The sequence below is a fragment of the Streptococcus infantis genome (assembly GCF_047460685.1).
GTDB classification, from domain to species: Bacteria; Bacillota; Bacilli; order Lactobacillales; family Streptococcaceae; genus Streptococcus; species Streptococcus infantis_AD.
Genome location: NZ_JASHFS010000001.1, coordinates 184,890 through 200,139, shown reverse-complemented (window position 1 = coordinate 200,139; position 15,250 = coordinate 184,890). Strand labels below are relative to the sequence as shown.

Sequence of the window (15,250 nt, the reverse complement as noted above, 5' to 3'; positions counted from 1 at the left end):
ATTCACCAGATTTGAATCCTATTGAGCAGGCTTGGGCTATCTTGAAAAAGAAAGTGACAGATTTATTAAGGGAAGTCCCCAATATCTTTGAATCATTAGAGTGCTTTTTTAAAACTAAATAACTATATCATTTCGATGGCAGAGCTTTTTAATGTTTGGTACACTACCTTCTTATCTATATTTTGATGGAGCTGAAGTTGACATCTACAAAGTTTAATGTTAAAATACATTCAAAAATATATTTGAATGAGGTGTTTTATGATTCAAAATGTTGTTACTTCAATAATCCTGTATTCTGGGACAGCCGTAGACTTACTTATTATCCTAATGTTATTTTTCGCCAAAAGAAAAAGCAGAAAAGACATCATTAACATCTATTTAGGACAATTTCTAGGTTCTGTTAGTCTAATATTGCTAAGTTTACTTTTTGCATTTGTCTTAAATTATATTCCTAGTAAAGAGATTTTAGGTTTACTCGGTTTGATTCCAATTTTCCTAGGTCTCAAAGTTTTGCTTTTAGGAGATTCTGATGGAGAAGCTATTGCCAAAGAAGGTTTGCGCAAAGATAATAAAAACCTGATATTTCTAGTCGCTATGATTACTTTTGCAAGTTGTGGTGCTGACAATATTGGTGTTTTTGTCCCATATTTTATTACCTTAAATTTAGCGAATTTGATAGTGGCTTTACTTACCTTTCTAGTCATGATTTATCTCTTGGTTTTTTCTGCCCAAAAATTGGCACAAGTCCCTTCTGTTGGAGAAACTTTGGAAAAATATAGCAGATGGTTTATTGCCGTTGTTTATTTAGGATTGGGGATGTATATCCTGATTGAAAACAACAGCTTTGACATGCTATGGACTATGTTAGGCTAGGAGAAAATATTATGAAAAAAGATAGTATCTGCCAAGTGAATATTATAAATCAACAAAATGTTACAACCGCAATGAACTACCTTGAAAAGGAAAAAGTCCAAAAATCACTTCGCATTTTAACAAAGTTTACCGATAATAAACAGATAAATATCATCTTTTATCTCCTTGCTGTTGAAGAACTCTGTGTCTGTGATATAGCCTGTTTACTAGATCTCAGTATGGCATCTGCCTCCCACCATCTTCGTAAACTAGCCAATCAAAACATCTTGGACACTAGAAGAGAGGGGAAAATTATATATTATTTTATAAAAGATGAGGAAATCAGAGATTTTTTTAATCAACTAGGATAACAACTATTTTTACGTCTAGAGCGTTTTTGTGTTGTTTAAGAAGAATAGATAGAGGTTTTAGATAACTACACATATTAGTTTTTTTAAAAATGAGATTTAATCGATGATAACTAGAAAGGATTATTACTAAATATCTTGTTTATTGCCAATTAAAAGACGGTAGAATCGTCATCCTACGGTGTTGTTGCTTTTTAAATGCAAGAAGTGACAGAAGGAAAATATAGAAAACACCTTTTACATTTAATAGGCAGGCGGAAGGTTTCAAGAGGAAAAACTTGGAACTTTGAGTGTACCAATTGGGTAAATTACTAGTACATTAGATATTTTATAGATTTCGAAAGTAAATTGGAAGGATTTTCAAATTATCCCCTCAGCAAAAAAGCTGGAAACATTTGTCAGAGCTATTGACAAATGCAAAAGAATCAGATAGAATAGTAAAGTATGTTTAGTAACTGATCACTTTATAGCCGGCTAAACGAATACAAAATCTATGAGGAGGTATTCATCGTGAAACGTACTTATCAACCAAGTAAACTACGTCGTGCGCGTAAACACGGATTCCGTAACCGTATGTCAACTAAAAACGGTCGTCGCGTATTGGCAGCTCGTCGTCGTAAAGGACGCAAAGTTTTGGCTGCATAATCCAAACGAATTCAACAATGAAGTCAGTAGGAACTCGAGTCTACTGGCTTTTGTTTTGCCCTAAAATAATAGTTTGTATAAGCTTTCTATTTTTTCTATAATATTTCATATACTATATAAATGGAGAATATTTATGAAAAAATCAAAAGCTCTCTTACTAGGGGTTGGAATTTTGAGTGCTAGCTTCTTGATGGTAGCTTGTAGCTCGACACAGTCAAATGCATCTGATAAAACCTACTCTTATGTATTTGCTAGCAATCCAGATACATTAGACTACATTACTTCGACACGTGGCTCGACGTCTAGCATTACGACAAACTTGATTGATGGACTGTTGGAAAATGATAAGTATAGCAATCTGGTTCCTTCCATGGCTGAATCATGGACAGTATCAAAAGATGGTTTGACCTATACCTATAAAATCCGTAAAGGTGTCAAGTGGTATACCTCTGAAGGGGAAGAATATGCAGAGGTAACAGCTCATGACTTTGTGACAGGCCTCAAGTATGCGGCGGATAAAAAGGCAGAAAACTTGTTCTTGGTGCAAGACTCTATCAAAGGTTTGGCGGACTATGTTGAGGGTCAATCATCAGACTTTGAGGCTGTCGGTATCAAGGCAGTCGATGACTATACTCTCCAATATACCTTAAACAAGCCAGAGTCCTACTGGAATTCTAAGACAACAGGTGGAATTTTGAGTCCAGTCAATGAAGCCTTTTTGAAATCTAAGGGGGACGAATTTGGAAGTGTAACTCCATCTAGTATCCTGTCAAATGGGGCATACTTGTTCAAATCATTCACATCAAAATCTTTGATTGAGTTTGAAAAGAATCCTAATTATTGGGACAAGGACAATGTGAAGATTGAGAAAGTAAAACTTTCCTTCTATGATGGCTCAGACCAAGATAGTTTGGCTAGAGGATTCTTGGAAGGCAACTATACAGACGGGCGTATCTTCCCAACAAGCTCTGTGTTTGATCAGTTGAAAAAAGGGAATGAAGATAAGATTACCTATACCCCTCAAAACGCTATAACCTTCTACTATCTCTTCAATATCAATCGTCAAAGCTACAAGCAAACCATGAAACAGACGGACAAAGAAAAGAAGGATTCTCGTCTAGCAATGCAAAACAAAGACTTCCGTCAGGCTATTAACTTTGCCTTTGACCGTCATGCCTATGCTGCCCAGACGAATGGAGAAGATGGAGCTGACCGAATCCTTCGAAACACAGTCACACCAAGTAACTTTGTTCAAATCGGTGGCAAAAACTTTGGAGATGCTGTCAATGAAAAGATGGTCAACTATGGTACAGAGTGGTCTAACATCAATCTAAACGATGCCCAAGCAGCTTTCTTGGATCCTGAAAAAGCCAAGGCTGAATTTGCCAAGGCTAAAGAAAGTTTGCAAGCAGAAGGCGTGACCTTCCCTATCCACTTGGATATGTTGGTAGACCAAACTGCTAAGTTGGACGTTCAGCAGGCAAGCTCCTTCAAACAGACAGTTGAAGCAACGCTTGGATCAGATAATGTGGTTATTGATATCATTCAATTGTCACCAGATGAGAAAGACAATGCTACCTTCTTTGCTGATACCGCCGATCAAAAGGACTATGACATCGATATCTCAGGTTGGAGTGGAGATTTCTCAGATCCGAAAACCTATCTTGACCTTTTGGATCCAGACTCTGGTTCTCAGTTGAAAAATCTTGGCTTGACTCCAGGGAAAGACAATGATATCAAGGAAAAACTCGGTCTAGCTACCTACAAGAAGTTGTTGGATGCGGCAGATAGTGAGAATGAAAATACGCAAACACGTTATGAAAAATTTGCCGAAGTTCAAGCTTGGCTAACAGATAGCGCTCTCTTCCTCCCAGTTCAAAGTGGAGGAGCTAATCCAATCTTCCGTAAGACTGTTCCATTTACAGGGGCCTTCTCATTTGTTGGACACAAGGGAGATGCGGACAACTACAAATATGTTGAATTGCAAAAGGAACCTGTGACTGCTAAACAGTACCAGGAACTTTATGAAAAATGGCAAAAAGAAAAAGCGGAGTCAAATAAAAAAGCCCAAGAAGATTTGGCTAACCACGTTCAATAGAAGAAGGTTATCAATAAAATTTTAATACTCTTCGAAAATCTCTTCAAACTGCGTCAACGTCGCCTTGCCGTAGGTATAGGTAACTGACTTCGTCAATCTTATCTACAACCTCAAAACCATGTTTTGAGCTGATTTCGTCAGTTTCATCTACAACCTCAAAGCAGTGCTTTGAGCAGCCTGTGGCTAGTTTCCTAGTTTGCTCTTTGATTTTCATTGAGTATAAGTCTAATTTTAGGGACTAGATTCAGAAAAAAAGCATTACCAGAAGCTTGTTGGTTCTGGTAATGCCTTTTCTTTATTCTTTCAAATGATAAGAGTAGCTAGCAACGACGACATCTTCGTGCCATCTGAGAGCGTATTTTAATTTGAGACTCATTTGATTGTGGAGGATATTTTGCCAAGGTTTGTTAGGGATAAATTGGGGTACTAGAACTGTAACCGTGTAGTTCTTTTTCTTGGCTTCTTGAGAAATCTTTCGAACATATCGAACTGTAGGTGTGATAATATCGCGATAGCTGGTATTAATGTTTTTAAGAGTAATATTTGGGAAGTAATCGGCAAATTCTTGGAGGATTTCTTGGTCTTTTTCTTCGGTTTCCTTGGTGGAAATGTGCATGGCCAAAACTTCATCTCCAATACTTTGAGCATAGTTAATAGCTCCGACGCTTACTCGAGTAACATTTCCCACTAAGACAAGGACAACATTGCCATCGTAGGTTTTCTTTTGAATTCCTTCATAAAGTCGAAGTTGTTTGGCCACTTTTTGGTAATGACTGTGGATAGACAAAAAGAGGAAGGTTAAGACTAGGATAATTGGGAAGAAGGGCCAGATATCTCCAAGTCTGAAGAAGAGTAAGATAAGAACGATAGCGTAACAAATGATAGCGCCGAGGATGTTAGCAAAGGCAGATTTTAAGAAATGAGAGCCTTTTTCTTTTTTCCAATGGCGAACCATCCCTGTTTGAGAAAGTGCAAAGGGGACAAAAACTCCAATGGTATAAAGAGGGATCAAGCGTTCTGTATTTCCGTTAAAAATGAGCAGAAGGATCATAGCGCCAAAGGCCAAGGTTAGAATACCGTTTGAGTAGCCTAGGCGATCCCCTTTTTCCATGAAGAGATGAGGCATGTACTTGTTCTTAGCCATATTGTAAGCCAACATCGGAAAGGCAGAAAAACCAGTATTTGCAGCTACGGCAAGGATGAGGGCTGTTGAAAATTGGAAGAGATAATAAACAACTTGACCGAGAGCTGAATCCCCTAAAATTCCTTTAGCCATCTGTGAAAGGATTGTTTCTCCGTGTTGAGGTGTAATCCCCATCCAGTAGTTAAGGAAGGTAATTCCTGCAAATAGAAATCCAAGAATCAGAGACATGATGGTCAGTGTTTGAGCTGCGTTCTTTTCTTTAGGGGTCTTGAAAAATGGAACAGCATTTGAGATGGCTTCAACCCCTGTTAGTGAAGCTGAACCGCTGGTGAAGGCTCTTAAAATTAGGACAATTGAGAGACTTGGGACGGTTTGACCAATTGCAGAGGTTGCATGATAGCTGAGAGAACCTGTCAATAGTTGGAAGATACCAAACAATAAGAGGAAGACCGTACTAAAGATAAAGAGATAGACTGGGATCATCAGAGAACTGGCGGATTCCTTCAAACCTCTTAGATTCAAAAGCATGAGTAAACAGACCAGAAAAATGGAGATGTGGAGGTTATAGGGGTGGAGGGTAGGCAGTGCTGCTGTGATAGCATCAGCTCCTGCAGCCACGGATACGGCAACTGTTAGCATATAGTCAACAAGCAGGCTTCCTCCAGCAATCAAACCTAGCTCAGGAGATAGATTTTCTCGAGTTACCATATAGGCACCTCCACCTTGAGGGTAGGCGTGAATGATTTGTCTATAAGAAATGGTCAGGCTAGCTAATAGTAAGAGGACAAAAATGCCGATAGGAAGACTCCACCAAATAGCGAGGGGAGAAAGACTGGCCAAGACGAGGACGACCTGCTCAGGCCCGTAGGCAATAGATGATAGAGCATCGCTTGATAGCATTGCGAGTGCCTGCGTTTTTCCAAGTAGTCCTCCCTCGCCTTCAGTTAAGGACTTAAGGGGACGACCAATAAAGGTATATTTTAGTTTTGTAAACATTTTCTTTCCTTTTCTGAAAAATTTCAACAAGAGTTATTATACTGCTACGAAAAAATACCGTCAAGAAAAATGAGTGATTTCAAAATATTTTTTCCTATAAGGATGAGACTAGTTTTTTTGGTATAATAGAAGATAGAAAAAACGAGGGAATATACATGATTTTTGATACACATACTCACTTGAATGTGGAAGAATTTTCAGGAAGAGAAGCAGAAGAAATAGCCGTAGCAGCTGAAATGGGTGTGACTCGGATGAATATTGTTGGTTTTGACAAACCGACTATTGAGCGTGCTCTTGAACTAGTGGACAAGTATGACCAACTCTATGCGACGATTGGCTGGCATCCAACGGAAGCAGGAACCTATACAACGGAAGTTGAGAATTACTTGTTGGAAAAACTAAAACACCCCAAAGTGATTGCCTTGGGGGAGATTGGTTTGGACTACCACTGGATGACGGCATCTAAGGAAGTTCAAGAAAAGGTTTTTCGTCGTCAGATTCAGCTATCTAAGGAACTGGACTTGCCTTTTGTGGTTCATACCCGTGATGCGCTAGAAGATACCTATGAGATTATCAAGAGTGAGGGAGTTGGTCCCCGTGGTGGCATCATGCACTCATTCTCAGGTTCTCTGGAGTGGGCGGAGAAGTTTCTGGAGCTTGGTATGACTATTTCCTTTTCTGGAGTGGTGACCTTTAAAAAAGCGACAGACATTCAGGAAGCTGCTAAAGAGTTACCTTTGGATAAGATTTTGGTAGAGACAGATGCGCCTTACTTGGCACCCGTTCCCAAGCGTGGTCGCGAAAACAAGACAGCTTACACGCGCTATGTAGTGGACTTTATTGCTGACTTACGTGGCATGACAACAGAAGAATTAGCTGCTGCGACAAGTGCAAATGCGGAACGAATTTTTGGACTGGGAAGTAAATTATGAAAAAGAAAATTTCCCAAGTCATCGTAGTCGAAGGGCGTGATGATACGGCCAATCTTAAACGTTATTTTGATGTGGAGACCTATGAGACTCGTGGCTCTGCTATCAATGAGCAAGATCTTGAACGAATCCAACGTCTACACCAACGTCATGGGGTGATTGTCTTTACAGATCCTGACTTTAATGGGGAACGCATTCGCCGGATGATTATGACGGCTGTTCCAACAGTTCAACACGCTTTTCTAAAACGTGATGAGGCAGTGCCAAAGTCCAAGACCAAAGGACGTTCCCTAGGAATCGAACATGCCAGTTATGAAGATCTGAAAACAGCGCTGGAACAAGTCACAGAGCAATTTGAAGCAGAAAGCGACTTTGACATTAGCCGTAGTGACTTGATTCGTCTTGGTTTTCTAGCAGGCGCAGATAGCCGAAAACGCAGAGAATATCTAGGAGAGAGTCTACGTATTGGTTATTCCAATGGGAAACAACTTCTCAAGCGTTTAGAATTATTTGGCATCAGTTTAGCTGAAGTTGAAGATGCCATGAAATCTTATGAGGATTGAGAAACTCCCCCAAAATGTAGGGGGAATATGATACAATAGAAGTAAGCATATACGGTTTAATCAGGCTTGATAGCAAGCATTAGAAAAGTGCTCCACGGGATTAGCCTTGTGTGGAGTTAATGAGGAAAAGTTATGGGAATCTTTGATTTTTTAAAAAAGACGGAAACTGCAGAGGCAACTGAAATAAGTGAAGCACAGAAAGAAAGAGAAGAATCTAAAAACAATGCATGTATTGGAGTTCTAGATTTGTTCCCGATGAAGGAAACGAATCAATTATTGATTGTTGGAAGTCTAGAAGGTAGTCTCAAGGTTGGAGATCAGTTGCAGTTTTGCAATCCCGACCAAGGAATGGAAAGTCTTGGTACTGTAGAGGTTAAAAAACTCAGCAGTCAGAATAAGGATGCAGATAGTCTAACTGATGAAGTTCTTGCCCATCTAGTGGTTGATAGGATTCCTTCTTTGGATAAACTGAAAAAAGGAAGTGTGCTCTTTAGTTCAGGTATTGAGGAAGAGCAAAAATTATCTAGCTATTCAGATGCTCTTTATCGTGCTTTTGTAGCCATTCAAGAAGGTCAATTGACTAATGAAGACTATTTGGCAGCTAGTCTTGATGATAGCGTAGAGATTTTACGTCTCTTTTTATGGAAATGCCGTCAAAATCAGGAAACTGAAAGCGAAGAAAGCTACCAATCCAACACTCGCAAGTTAGAACGTCTAGCGGAAATCGTTAAGGATAAGCTCTTAGAAGCAGATGCAGTTTATGCAGTTTATTCAGAAAAAACAGGCGAACCTTACCTCTTTTCAACTACTTATGATAGAGGTGAGGAAGGTTATCTGTGTACTGATCCCATGATTATGCTTTTGACACCATCTTGGTATCGCCAATTTCAGGAAACCATTGACAGCCGACCAAACTCAGTTGTAAAACTGATTGAAAATACGGAAGATAAAAAAGGGATTGAGAATTTCCTTGGGACAGCCTTTTACTTAAATGGTGCCTTGGGAGCAATCTTTAATTCCAAGGAAGTTAGTATCAGTGCCTCAGCCTTGGTTCAAAAACCAGATTTTTCTGATTTGCCAGAAATACAAGTGCCTGTCATGAATCCTGACCTGGTAAGATGGATGCTCCTGATGGGACAGATGGATCAACCGACTACAGAAGAGCAAGAAATAGTTTATGGGCTTTACTACAAGTTCTTCTCTATGGCTATGCCTAAAGCAAAATTCTTGCTTCCATTAGATGCAGCATCAGGATTCCCAGAGGATAATTCAGAAGGGAATTCCTTTGTTTTGGAAAAAGACGCTAACTTTAATATTCCCGTTAGAGAGGGAAAAGATGGACGAAATTCAATTCCAGTATTTACTGATTGGAAACGTCTGAGAATGGTCTTTGATGAAAAGTGGAATGGCATGATTGAAGAAGCTGGAGGCATGATTGAAGGCTTTGACTATGCCATAAACCCAACGGAATACTATGAAGCGGGTGCTTATGTTAGTCTAACAGCTTTTAAAGAGATGCAAGAGCTCAGTGAGGAACTAGAAGGCAGAGCTAAAGATTAGAGAGTTTCTTTACATTAGGAAACTATATAGTTTTATCTACATCCTACTTGAACCACTAACCTTTTTCAAAGGTTGTGAAAGGAAATGATATGGCAAATAGAAGTTATATTTACTTAAAAAACGGAGATGAAGCTCGTATCTTAACAGAAGGCATCTACACGATACCTTATTTTTGGCAATTGTTTTGGGATGAAGAAGATTTAAAAGCTCCGATTGTTCTATGGAAAACAGCAGAAGAACTCGAAGAAGATGAAGAGCAAGCAGAAAGATTTTACCAAGAGCAGAATGTAGATATCTTGCTTTCTATTGAAAAATTCCAGCAGAATGCCCTCAAAAACCGGTCTTTTTTAGAAGAGAATGCCCCGCAATCCGTGCAACTATATGATGACTTTGTCCGTTATATTCTTGCAAATGTCAAAGACGGTGATGTACTCGGATTTGATCTTTTAGATGTTGTTTTTATGGACCAAGTGTCTGTTGTTTCTGATAAACTGTTAAAAAATATACGGGCTATTCGGGAAAATCAACCCAAAGATTTAGATTTTTCTTTGACAGAAGAGAACTTAATTGGTCTTGCTATGGGTTTTCCTGACTATTATGCTTCAGAATTATTGCCAGAAGACAATATTCTAGATTCGGTTGCCTACCAGGATGAACTGAAGAAAATGAACCCCCAAGAAGATAAGAAAGTGCTAGATACGACTGGATCTGATTCAAAAGGGAGCAAACCTCGTGTTCTTTTAGTGTTTTGGATTTTGTTGTCACTAGGAATTATGTGGGTTTTATATATTATTTTTAGCTAATAAATAGAAAAGAGAATAAATGAGAATTGCAGATTATAGCGTGACCAAGGCAGTGCTGGAGCGTCACGGTTTTACCTTTAAAAAATCCTTCGGGCAAAATTTCTTGACCGATACCAATATCCTTCAAAAGATTGTGGATACGGCTGAGATTAATGACCAGGTCAATGTTATTGAAATTGGTCCAGGGATTGGTGCCTTGACGGAATTTTTGGCTGAGCGTGCAGCTGAAGTTATGGCCTTTGAGATTGACCACCGTTTGGTACCGATTTTAGCAGATACCCTTCGTGATTTTGACAACGTGACCGTAGTTAACGAAGATATTCTTAAGGTTGATTTGGCGCAGCATATCCAAAATTTTAAAAATCCTGACCTGCCTATTAAGGTAGTAGCCAACTTACCTTACTACATCACGACCCCTATTCTCATGCACTTGATTGAAAGTGGCATTCCTTTTAGTGAGTTTGTGGTTATGATGCAAAGAGAAGTGGCGGATCGTATCTCTGCTCAACCAAATACCAAGGCTTATGGTAGTTTGTCGATTGCAGTTCAGTATTACATGACAGCTAAGGTAGCCTTTATCGTACCTCGTACGGTCTTTGTGCCAGCGCCAAATGTGGACTCGGCTATCCTGAAAATGGTACGCCGTCCAGAGCCAGCTGTAGCAGTGGAAGACGAGAACTTCTTCTTTAAGGTTTCCAAGGCTAGTTTCACCCATCGTCGTAAGACCTTGTGGAATAACTTGACAGGTTACTTTGGCAAGACTGAAGAAGTCAAGGATAAATTGACTAAGGCTTTGGACCAGGCCGGACTATCCCCAAGTGTACGCGGTGAAGCTCTTGGCTTAGAAGAATTTGCCAGTCTAGCAGATGCGCTTAAAGGACAAGGACTCTAAGATGCAGGGACAAATTATTAAAGCCTTGGCGGGCTTCTACTATGTGGAAAGTGATGGTCAGGTTTATCAAACACGTGCGCGTGGGAATTTCCGTAAAAAAGGTCACACGCCCTACGTTGGAGATTGGGTAGATTTTTCTGCGGAGGAAAATTCCGAAGGTTATATTCTCACGATTCATGAACGAAAAAATAGTCTGGTTCGCCCACCCATTGTCAATATTGACCAAGCTGTGGTTATCATGTCCGTCAAAGAACCTGACTTTAATAGCAACTTGTTGGATCGCTTCTTGGTCCTTTTGGAGCACAAGGACATTCATCCTATCGTCTATATTTCCAAAATGGACTTACTGGAAGATGGGGGAGAACTGGATTTTTACCAGCAGACCTATCGTGCTATTGGTTACGATTTTGTGACGAGTAAAGAGGAACTCTTGCCCTTGTTGACAGATAAAGTTACGGTCTTCATGGGGCAGACAGGTGTTGGGAAGTCAACCCTCCTCAATAAAATCGCACCAGATCTCAATCTCGAAACAGGAGAAATCTCTGATAGTCTGGGTCGCGGTCGTCACACCACTCGAGCGGTTAGTTTTTACAATCTCAATGGTGGTAAGATTGCAGATACACCAGGTTTTTCATCGCTGGATTACGAAGTAACAACAGCAGAAGACCTTAATCAAGCCTTTCCAGAAATTGCTAGTGTCAGTCGAGACTGCAAGTTCCGTACATGTACTCATACCCATGAGCCATCTTGCGCAGTGAAACTAGCAGTAGAAGAGGGCATCATTGCTACCTTCCGTTTTGACAACTATTTGCAATTCCTCAGTGAGATTGAAAATCGTAGAGAAACTTATAAAAAAGTCAGCAAAAAAATTCCAAAATAAGGAGAAACCTATGTCTCAATACAAGATTGCTCCGTCAATTCTGGCAGCAGATTATGCCAACTTTGAACGTGAAATTAAACGCCTAGAAGCAACTGGGGCAGAATACGCCCATATTGATATCATGGATGGTCACTTTGTGCCACAAATCAGTTTTGGTGCAGGTGTGGTTGAAAGCCTTCGCCCTCACAGCAAGATGGTCTTTGATTGCCACTTGATGGTATCAAATCCTGAACATCATTTAGAAGATTTTGCGCGTGCAGGAGCGGATATCATCAGCATCCATGTCGAGGCAACACCTCATATCCATGGGGCTCTTCAAAAGATTCGTTCTTTCGGTGTTAAACCTTCGGTAGTCATCAATCCTGGTACGCCTGTTGAAGCTATCAAGCATGTTCTTCATTTGGTTGACCAAGTATTAGTTATGACGGTGAATCCTGGCTTCGGTGGGCAAGCATTTCTGCCAGAAACCATGGATAAGATACGTGAATTGGTTTCCCTTCGTGAGGAAAAAGGTTTGAACTTTGAGATCGAAGTGGATGGTGGGATTGATGATAAAACCATTGCTCAAGCCAAAGAAGCTGGTGCAACAGTTTTTGTAGCAGGATCCTATGTCTTTAAGGGAGATGTCAATGAACGAGTGCAAGCTCTCAGAAAAGAACTGGACTAGAGTTGCAGTTTTTGCTGGTGGAGACCGTGGTCACTATCGAACAGATTTTGATTGCTATGTCGGTGTGGACCGAGGCTCGCTTTGGGTACTAGAGGAAAAACTTCCTCTTGCTCTTGCAGTTGGGGATTTTGATTCTGTTACTGTAGAAGAACGTCAGTTGATTCAGGCGAATGCCCAGCACTTTGTCCAAGCCCAGCCAGAAAAAGATGATACGGATCTGGAACTAGCGCTTTTAACGATTTTTGAAAAAATGCCTCAAGCTCAGGTAACCATTTTTGGTGCTCTTGGTGGTCGTATTGATCATATGCTGGCTAATGTCTTTCTGCCCAGCAATTCTAAATTGGCGCCCTATATGCATCAAATAGAGATTGAGGATGGGCAAAACTTGATTAGCTATTGCCCAGAAGGAATCAGTCGACTTGAACCACGTTCGGACTATGATTACCTTGCTTTTATGCCTGTGAGGGATAGTCGTTTGACAATACTCGGTGCCAAGTATGAACTGACAGAGGAGAATTTTTTCTTTAAGAAAGTTTACGCTTCTAACGAATATATAGATAGGGAAGTGTCAGTGACTTGCCCAGATGGCTATGTGGTTGTGCTGCATAGTAAGGACAGGAGGTAGGATGGAAAGTTTACTTGTTGTTTTATTAGTTGCTAATCTAGCCGGCCTCTTTCTCATTTGGCAAAGGCAGGACAAGCAGGAAAAATATCTGACCAAGAGTTTGGAAGACCAAGCAGATAACCTATCAGACCAGCTAGATTATCGATTTGAACAAGCTCGACAAGCCAGCCAGTTGGATCAAAAAGACTTGGAAGTGGCTGTCAGCGATCGTTTGCAGGAGGTGCGAATCGAGTTGCACCAGGGCCTGACCCAGGTGCGCCAAGAGATGAACGAAAACCTTCTCCAAACCAGAGATAAGACTGACCAACGACTACAGGCCTTGCAGGAGTCAAATGAGCAACGCTTGGAACAGATGCGCCAAACGGTCGAGGAAAAGCTAGAAAAGACCTTGCAGACACGCTTGCAGGCCTCCTTCGAGACGGTTTCTAAACAACTGGAATCTGTCAATCGAGGTTTGGGTGAAATGCAGACGGTTGCGCGAGATGTCGGTGCGCTTAATAAAGTCCTTTCTGGAACTAAAACGCGAGGAATTCTAGGTGAATTACAACTGGGGCAAATCATAGAGGACATCATGACACCTGCCCAGTATGAACGAGAATTTGCAACGGTTGAAAATTCGAGTGAGCGAGTCGAGTACGCCATCAAGTTGCCTGGGCAAGGCGACCAAGAATATGTTTATCTACCGATTGACTCTAAGTTTCCATTGGCGGATTATTACCGTCTGGAAGAAGTCTATGAAGCAGGTGATAAGGATGAAATCGAGCGCTGCCGTAAGTCTCTCCTAGCAAGCGTCAAGCGTTTTGCCAAGGATATCAAGAGTAAGTACCTGGCGCCACCTCGGACAACTAATTTTGGAGTCTTGTTTGTTCCGACAGAAGGTCTCTATTCGGAAATCGTTCGCAATCCAATTTTCTTTGATGATTTGAGACGGGAGGAGCAAATTATCGTTGCAGGTCCAAGTACCTTGTCGGCTCTTCTTAACTCCTTATCAGTTGGCTTCAAGACTCTTAATATCCAAAAGAGTGCTGACCATATCAGTAAAACTCTAGCTAGTGTCAAAACAGAATTTGGCAAGTTTGGAGGTATTCTGGTCAAGGCACAAAAACATCTCCAACATGCCTCTGGCAATATTGATGATTTATTAAACCGTCGTACTACAGCTATCGAGCGAACGCTTCGTCACATTGAGTTATCAGAAGGTGAGCCTGCGCTTGATTTGCTCCAATTCCAAGAAGATGAGGAAGAATATGAAGATTAGTCACATGAAGAAAGATGAGCTTTTTGAAGGCTTTTACCTGATCAAGTCAGCTGACCTGAGACAGACACGTGCTGGGAAAAACTACCTAGCCTTCACCTTCCAAGATGATAGTGGAGAAATCGAAGGGAAGCTCTGGGATGCTCAACCCCACAATGTTGAAACCTTTACAGCAGGGAAAGTAGTCCATATGCAAGGTCGTCGTGAAGTGTACAACAATACGCCTCAGGTTAATCAAATCACCCTTCGCTTACCACAACCTGGCGAACCAAATGACCCAGCGGACTTCAAGGTTAAATCTCCAGTAGATGCCAAAGAGATTCGTGAGTATATGGCGCAGATGATTTTTAAAATTGAAAATCCAATTTGGCAGCGAATTGTTCGGAATCTCTACACCAAGTATGACAAGGAATTCTACTCTTATCCAGCTGCTAAGACCAACCATCATGCTTTTGAAACAGGTCTTGCTTATCATACTGCCACTATGGTTCGTTTGGCAGAAGCAATTGCAGATATTTATCCTCAGCTCAATAAGAGCTTGCTCTATGCGGGAATTATGTTGCACGACCTAGCCAAGGTTATTGAGTTGACAGGTCCTGACCAGACAGAGTACACAGTAAGAGGAAACCTTATCGGTCATATTGCTCTGATTGATAGTGAGATTACCAAAGCAGTAATGGAACTTGGAATTGATGATACCAGAGAAGAGGTTGTACTTCTTCGCCATGTCATTCTCAGCCACCATGGTCTCCTTGAGTATGGTAGTCCTGTTCGTCCTCGTGTGATGGAAGCAGAAATTATTCATATGATTGATAATTTGGATGCCAGCATGATGATGATGACAACAGCTCTGGCCCTTGTTGATGAGGGAGAAATGACCAATAAAGTCTTTGCTATGGACAATCGTTCCTTCTACAAGCCGAAATTAGACTAGAAACTAAAAAAATGAACTTTATTTAGGCAATAAAGTTCG

The 15,250-nt window shown here is 40.7% G+C and carries 16 protein-coding genes and 1 pseudogene; 14 read left to right on the top strand and 3 right to left on the bottom strand.

Features of this window, described 5'->3' with window-relative positions; genetic code table 11:
- Positions 1-125: 125 nt before the first annotated feature.
- Positions 126-230: pseudogene (locus QM917_RS00900) on the bottom strand (FanG protein); the annotation flags it as partial.
- Positions 231-258: 28 nt separating this feature from the next.
- Between QM917_RS00900 and QM917_RS00895 the strand changes: the two are divergent.
- The 4 genes from QM917_RS00895 (at position 259) to QM917_RS00880 (ending at position 3,963) form a co-directional block, all read left to right on the top strand.
- On the top strand, positions 259-873 hold the full coding sequence (locus tag QM917_RS00895; protein ID WP_414284371.1) for a CadD family cadmium resistance transporter: 615 nt from the start codon (positions 259-261) through the stop codon (positions 871-873).
- Positions 874-884: 11 nt separating this feature from the next.
- On the top strand, positions 885-1,223 hold the full coding sequence (gene cadX, locus QM917_RS00890) for a Cd(II)/Zn(II)-sensing metalloregulatory transcriptional regulator CadX (RefSeq protein ID WP_049549049.1): 339 nt from the start codon (positions 885-887) through the stop codon (positions 1,221-1,223).
- A 507-nt stretch (positions 1,224-1,730) separates the two neighbouring features.
- Positions 1,731-1,865, top strand: a complete 135-nt coding sequence (rpmH, locus tag QM917_RS00885; RefSeq protein ID WP_000831905.1) for a 50S ribosomal protein L34 — start codon at positions 1,731-1,733, stop codon at positions 1,863-1,865.
- 133 nt (positions 1,866-1,998) lie between these two features.
- Positions 1,999-3,963, top strand: a complete 1,965-nt coding sequence (locus QM917_RS00880; protein ID WP_414284369.1) for a peptide ABC transporter substrate-binding protein — start codon at positions 1,999-2,001, stop codon at positions 3,961-3,963.
- 43 nt (positions 3,964-4,006) lie between these two features.
- Here QM917_RS00880 and QM917_RS00875 read toward each other — a convergent pair whose 3' ends face one another.
- Together QM917_RS00875 and QM917_RS00870 are read right to left on the bottom strand one after the other, a co-directional pair.
- The gene (locus tag QM917_RS00875; protein ID WP_414284367.1) at positions 4,007-4,177 is read right to left on the bottom strand and encodes a hypothetical protein; all 171 of its coding nucleotides are present in this window, start codon (positions 4,175-4,177) and stop codon (positions 4,007-4,009) included.
- 81 nt (positions 4,178-4,258) lie between these two features.
- The gene (locus QM917_RS00870) at positions 4,259-6,103 is read right to left on the bottom strand and encodes an APC family permease (RefSeq protein ID WP_414284365.1); all 1,845 of its coding nucleotides are present in this window, start codon (positions 6,101-6,103) and stop codon (positions 4,259-4,261) included.
- A gap of 155 nt (positions 6,104-6,258) precedes the next feature.
- Between QM917_RS00870 and QM917_RS00865 the strand changes: the two genes are divergently transcribed.
- The 10 genes from QM917_RS00865 to QM917_RS00820 all read left to right on the top strand — a co-directional run bounded on the left by QM917_RS00865 (position 6,259) and on the right by QM917_RS00820 (position 15,211).
- Entirely contained in the window at positions 6,259-7,035 is a 777-nt protein-coding gene (locus tag QM917_RS00865) for a TatD family hydrolase (RefSeq protein WP_414284363.1), read from the top strand.
- Positions 7,032-7,595: a ribonuclease M5 gene (rnmV, locus tag QM917_RS00860; protein WP_075232259.1), complete on the top strand. Its 564-nt coding sequence runs from the start codon at positions 7,032-7,034 to the stop codon at positions 7,593-7,595. Before QM917_RS00865 ends, rnmV begins: the two co-directional genes overlap by 4 nt.
- 132 nt (positions 7,596-7,727) lie before the next feature.
- Positions 7,728-9,155 carry an SseB family protein gene (locus tag QM917_RS00855; protein WP_414284362.1) on the top strand — a complete coding sequence of 476 codons (1,428 nt, stop codon included), beginning with the start codon at positions 7,728-7,730 and terminating at the stop codon, positions 9,153-9,155.
- A gap of 89 nt (positions 9,156-9,244) precedes the next feature.
- Positions 9,245-9,958 (top strand): dimethyladenosine transferase, encoded by a 714-nt coding sequence (locus QM917_RS00850; RefSeq protein ID WP_414284361.1) that lies wholly within the window; start codon positions 9,245-9,247, stop codon positions 9,956-9,958.
- 19 nt (positions 9,959-9,977) lie between these two features.
- A complete protein-coding gene (gene rsmA, locus QM917_RS00845) occupies positions 9,978-10,850 on the top strand; it encodes a 16S rRNA (adenine(1518)-N(6)/adenine(1519)-N(6))-dimethyltransferase RsmA (RefSeq protein WP_414284360.1) in 873 nt (290 codons plus the stop codon).
- 1 nt (position 10,851) lies between these two features.
- Positions 10,852-11,730 carry a ribosome small subunit-dependent GTPase A gene (rsgA, locus tag QM917_RS00840; protein ID WP_414284376.1) on the top strand — a complete coding sequence of 293 codons (879 nt, stop codon included), beginning with the start codon at positions 10,852-10,854 and terminating at the stop codon, positions 11,728-11,730.
- A gap of 10 nt (positions 11,731-11,740) precedes the next feature.
- Positions 11,741-12,397, top strand: coding sequence for a ribulose-phosphate 3-epimerase (gene rpe, locus QM917_RS00835; protein ID WP_414284358.1), 657 nt, complete (start codon positions 11,741-11,743; stop codon positions 12,395-12,397).
- The gene (locus QM917_RS00830; RefSeq protein WP_414284356.1) at positions 12,360-13,022 is read left to right on the top strand and encodes a thiamine diphosphokinase; all 663 of its coding nucleotides are present in this window, start codon (positions 12,360-12,362) and stop codon (positions 13,020-13,022) included. Before rpe ends, QM917_RS00830 begins: the two co-directional genes overlap by 38 nt.
- A 1-nt stretch (position 13,023) precedes the next feature.
- Positions 13,024-14,280, top strand: coding sequence for a DNA recombination protein RmuC (rmuC, locus tag QM917_RS00825; protein WP_414284355.1), 1,257 nt, complete (start codon positions 13,024-13,026; stop codon positions 14,278-14,280).
- Positions 14,270-15,211, top strand: coding sequence for a 3'-5' exoribonuclease YhaM family protein (locus QM917_RS00820; RefSeq protein ID WP_000703215.1), 942 nt, complete (start codon positions 14,270-14,272; stop codon positions 15,209-15,211). Before rmuC ends, QM917_RS00820 begins: the two co-directional genes overlap by 11 nt.
- Positions 15,212-15,250 lie beyond the last annotated feature (39 nt).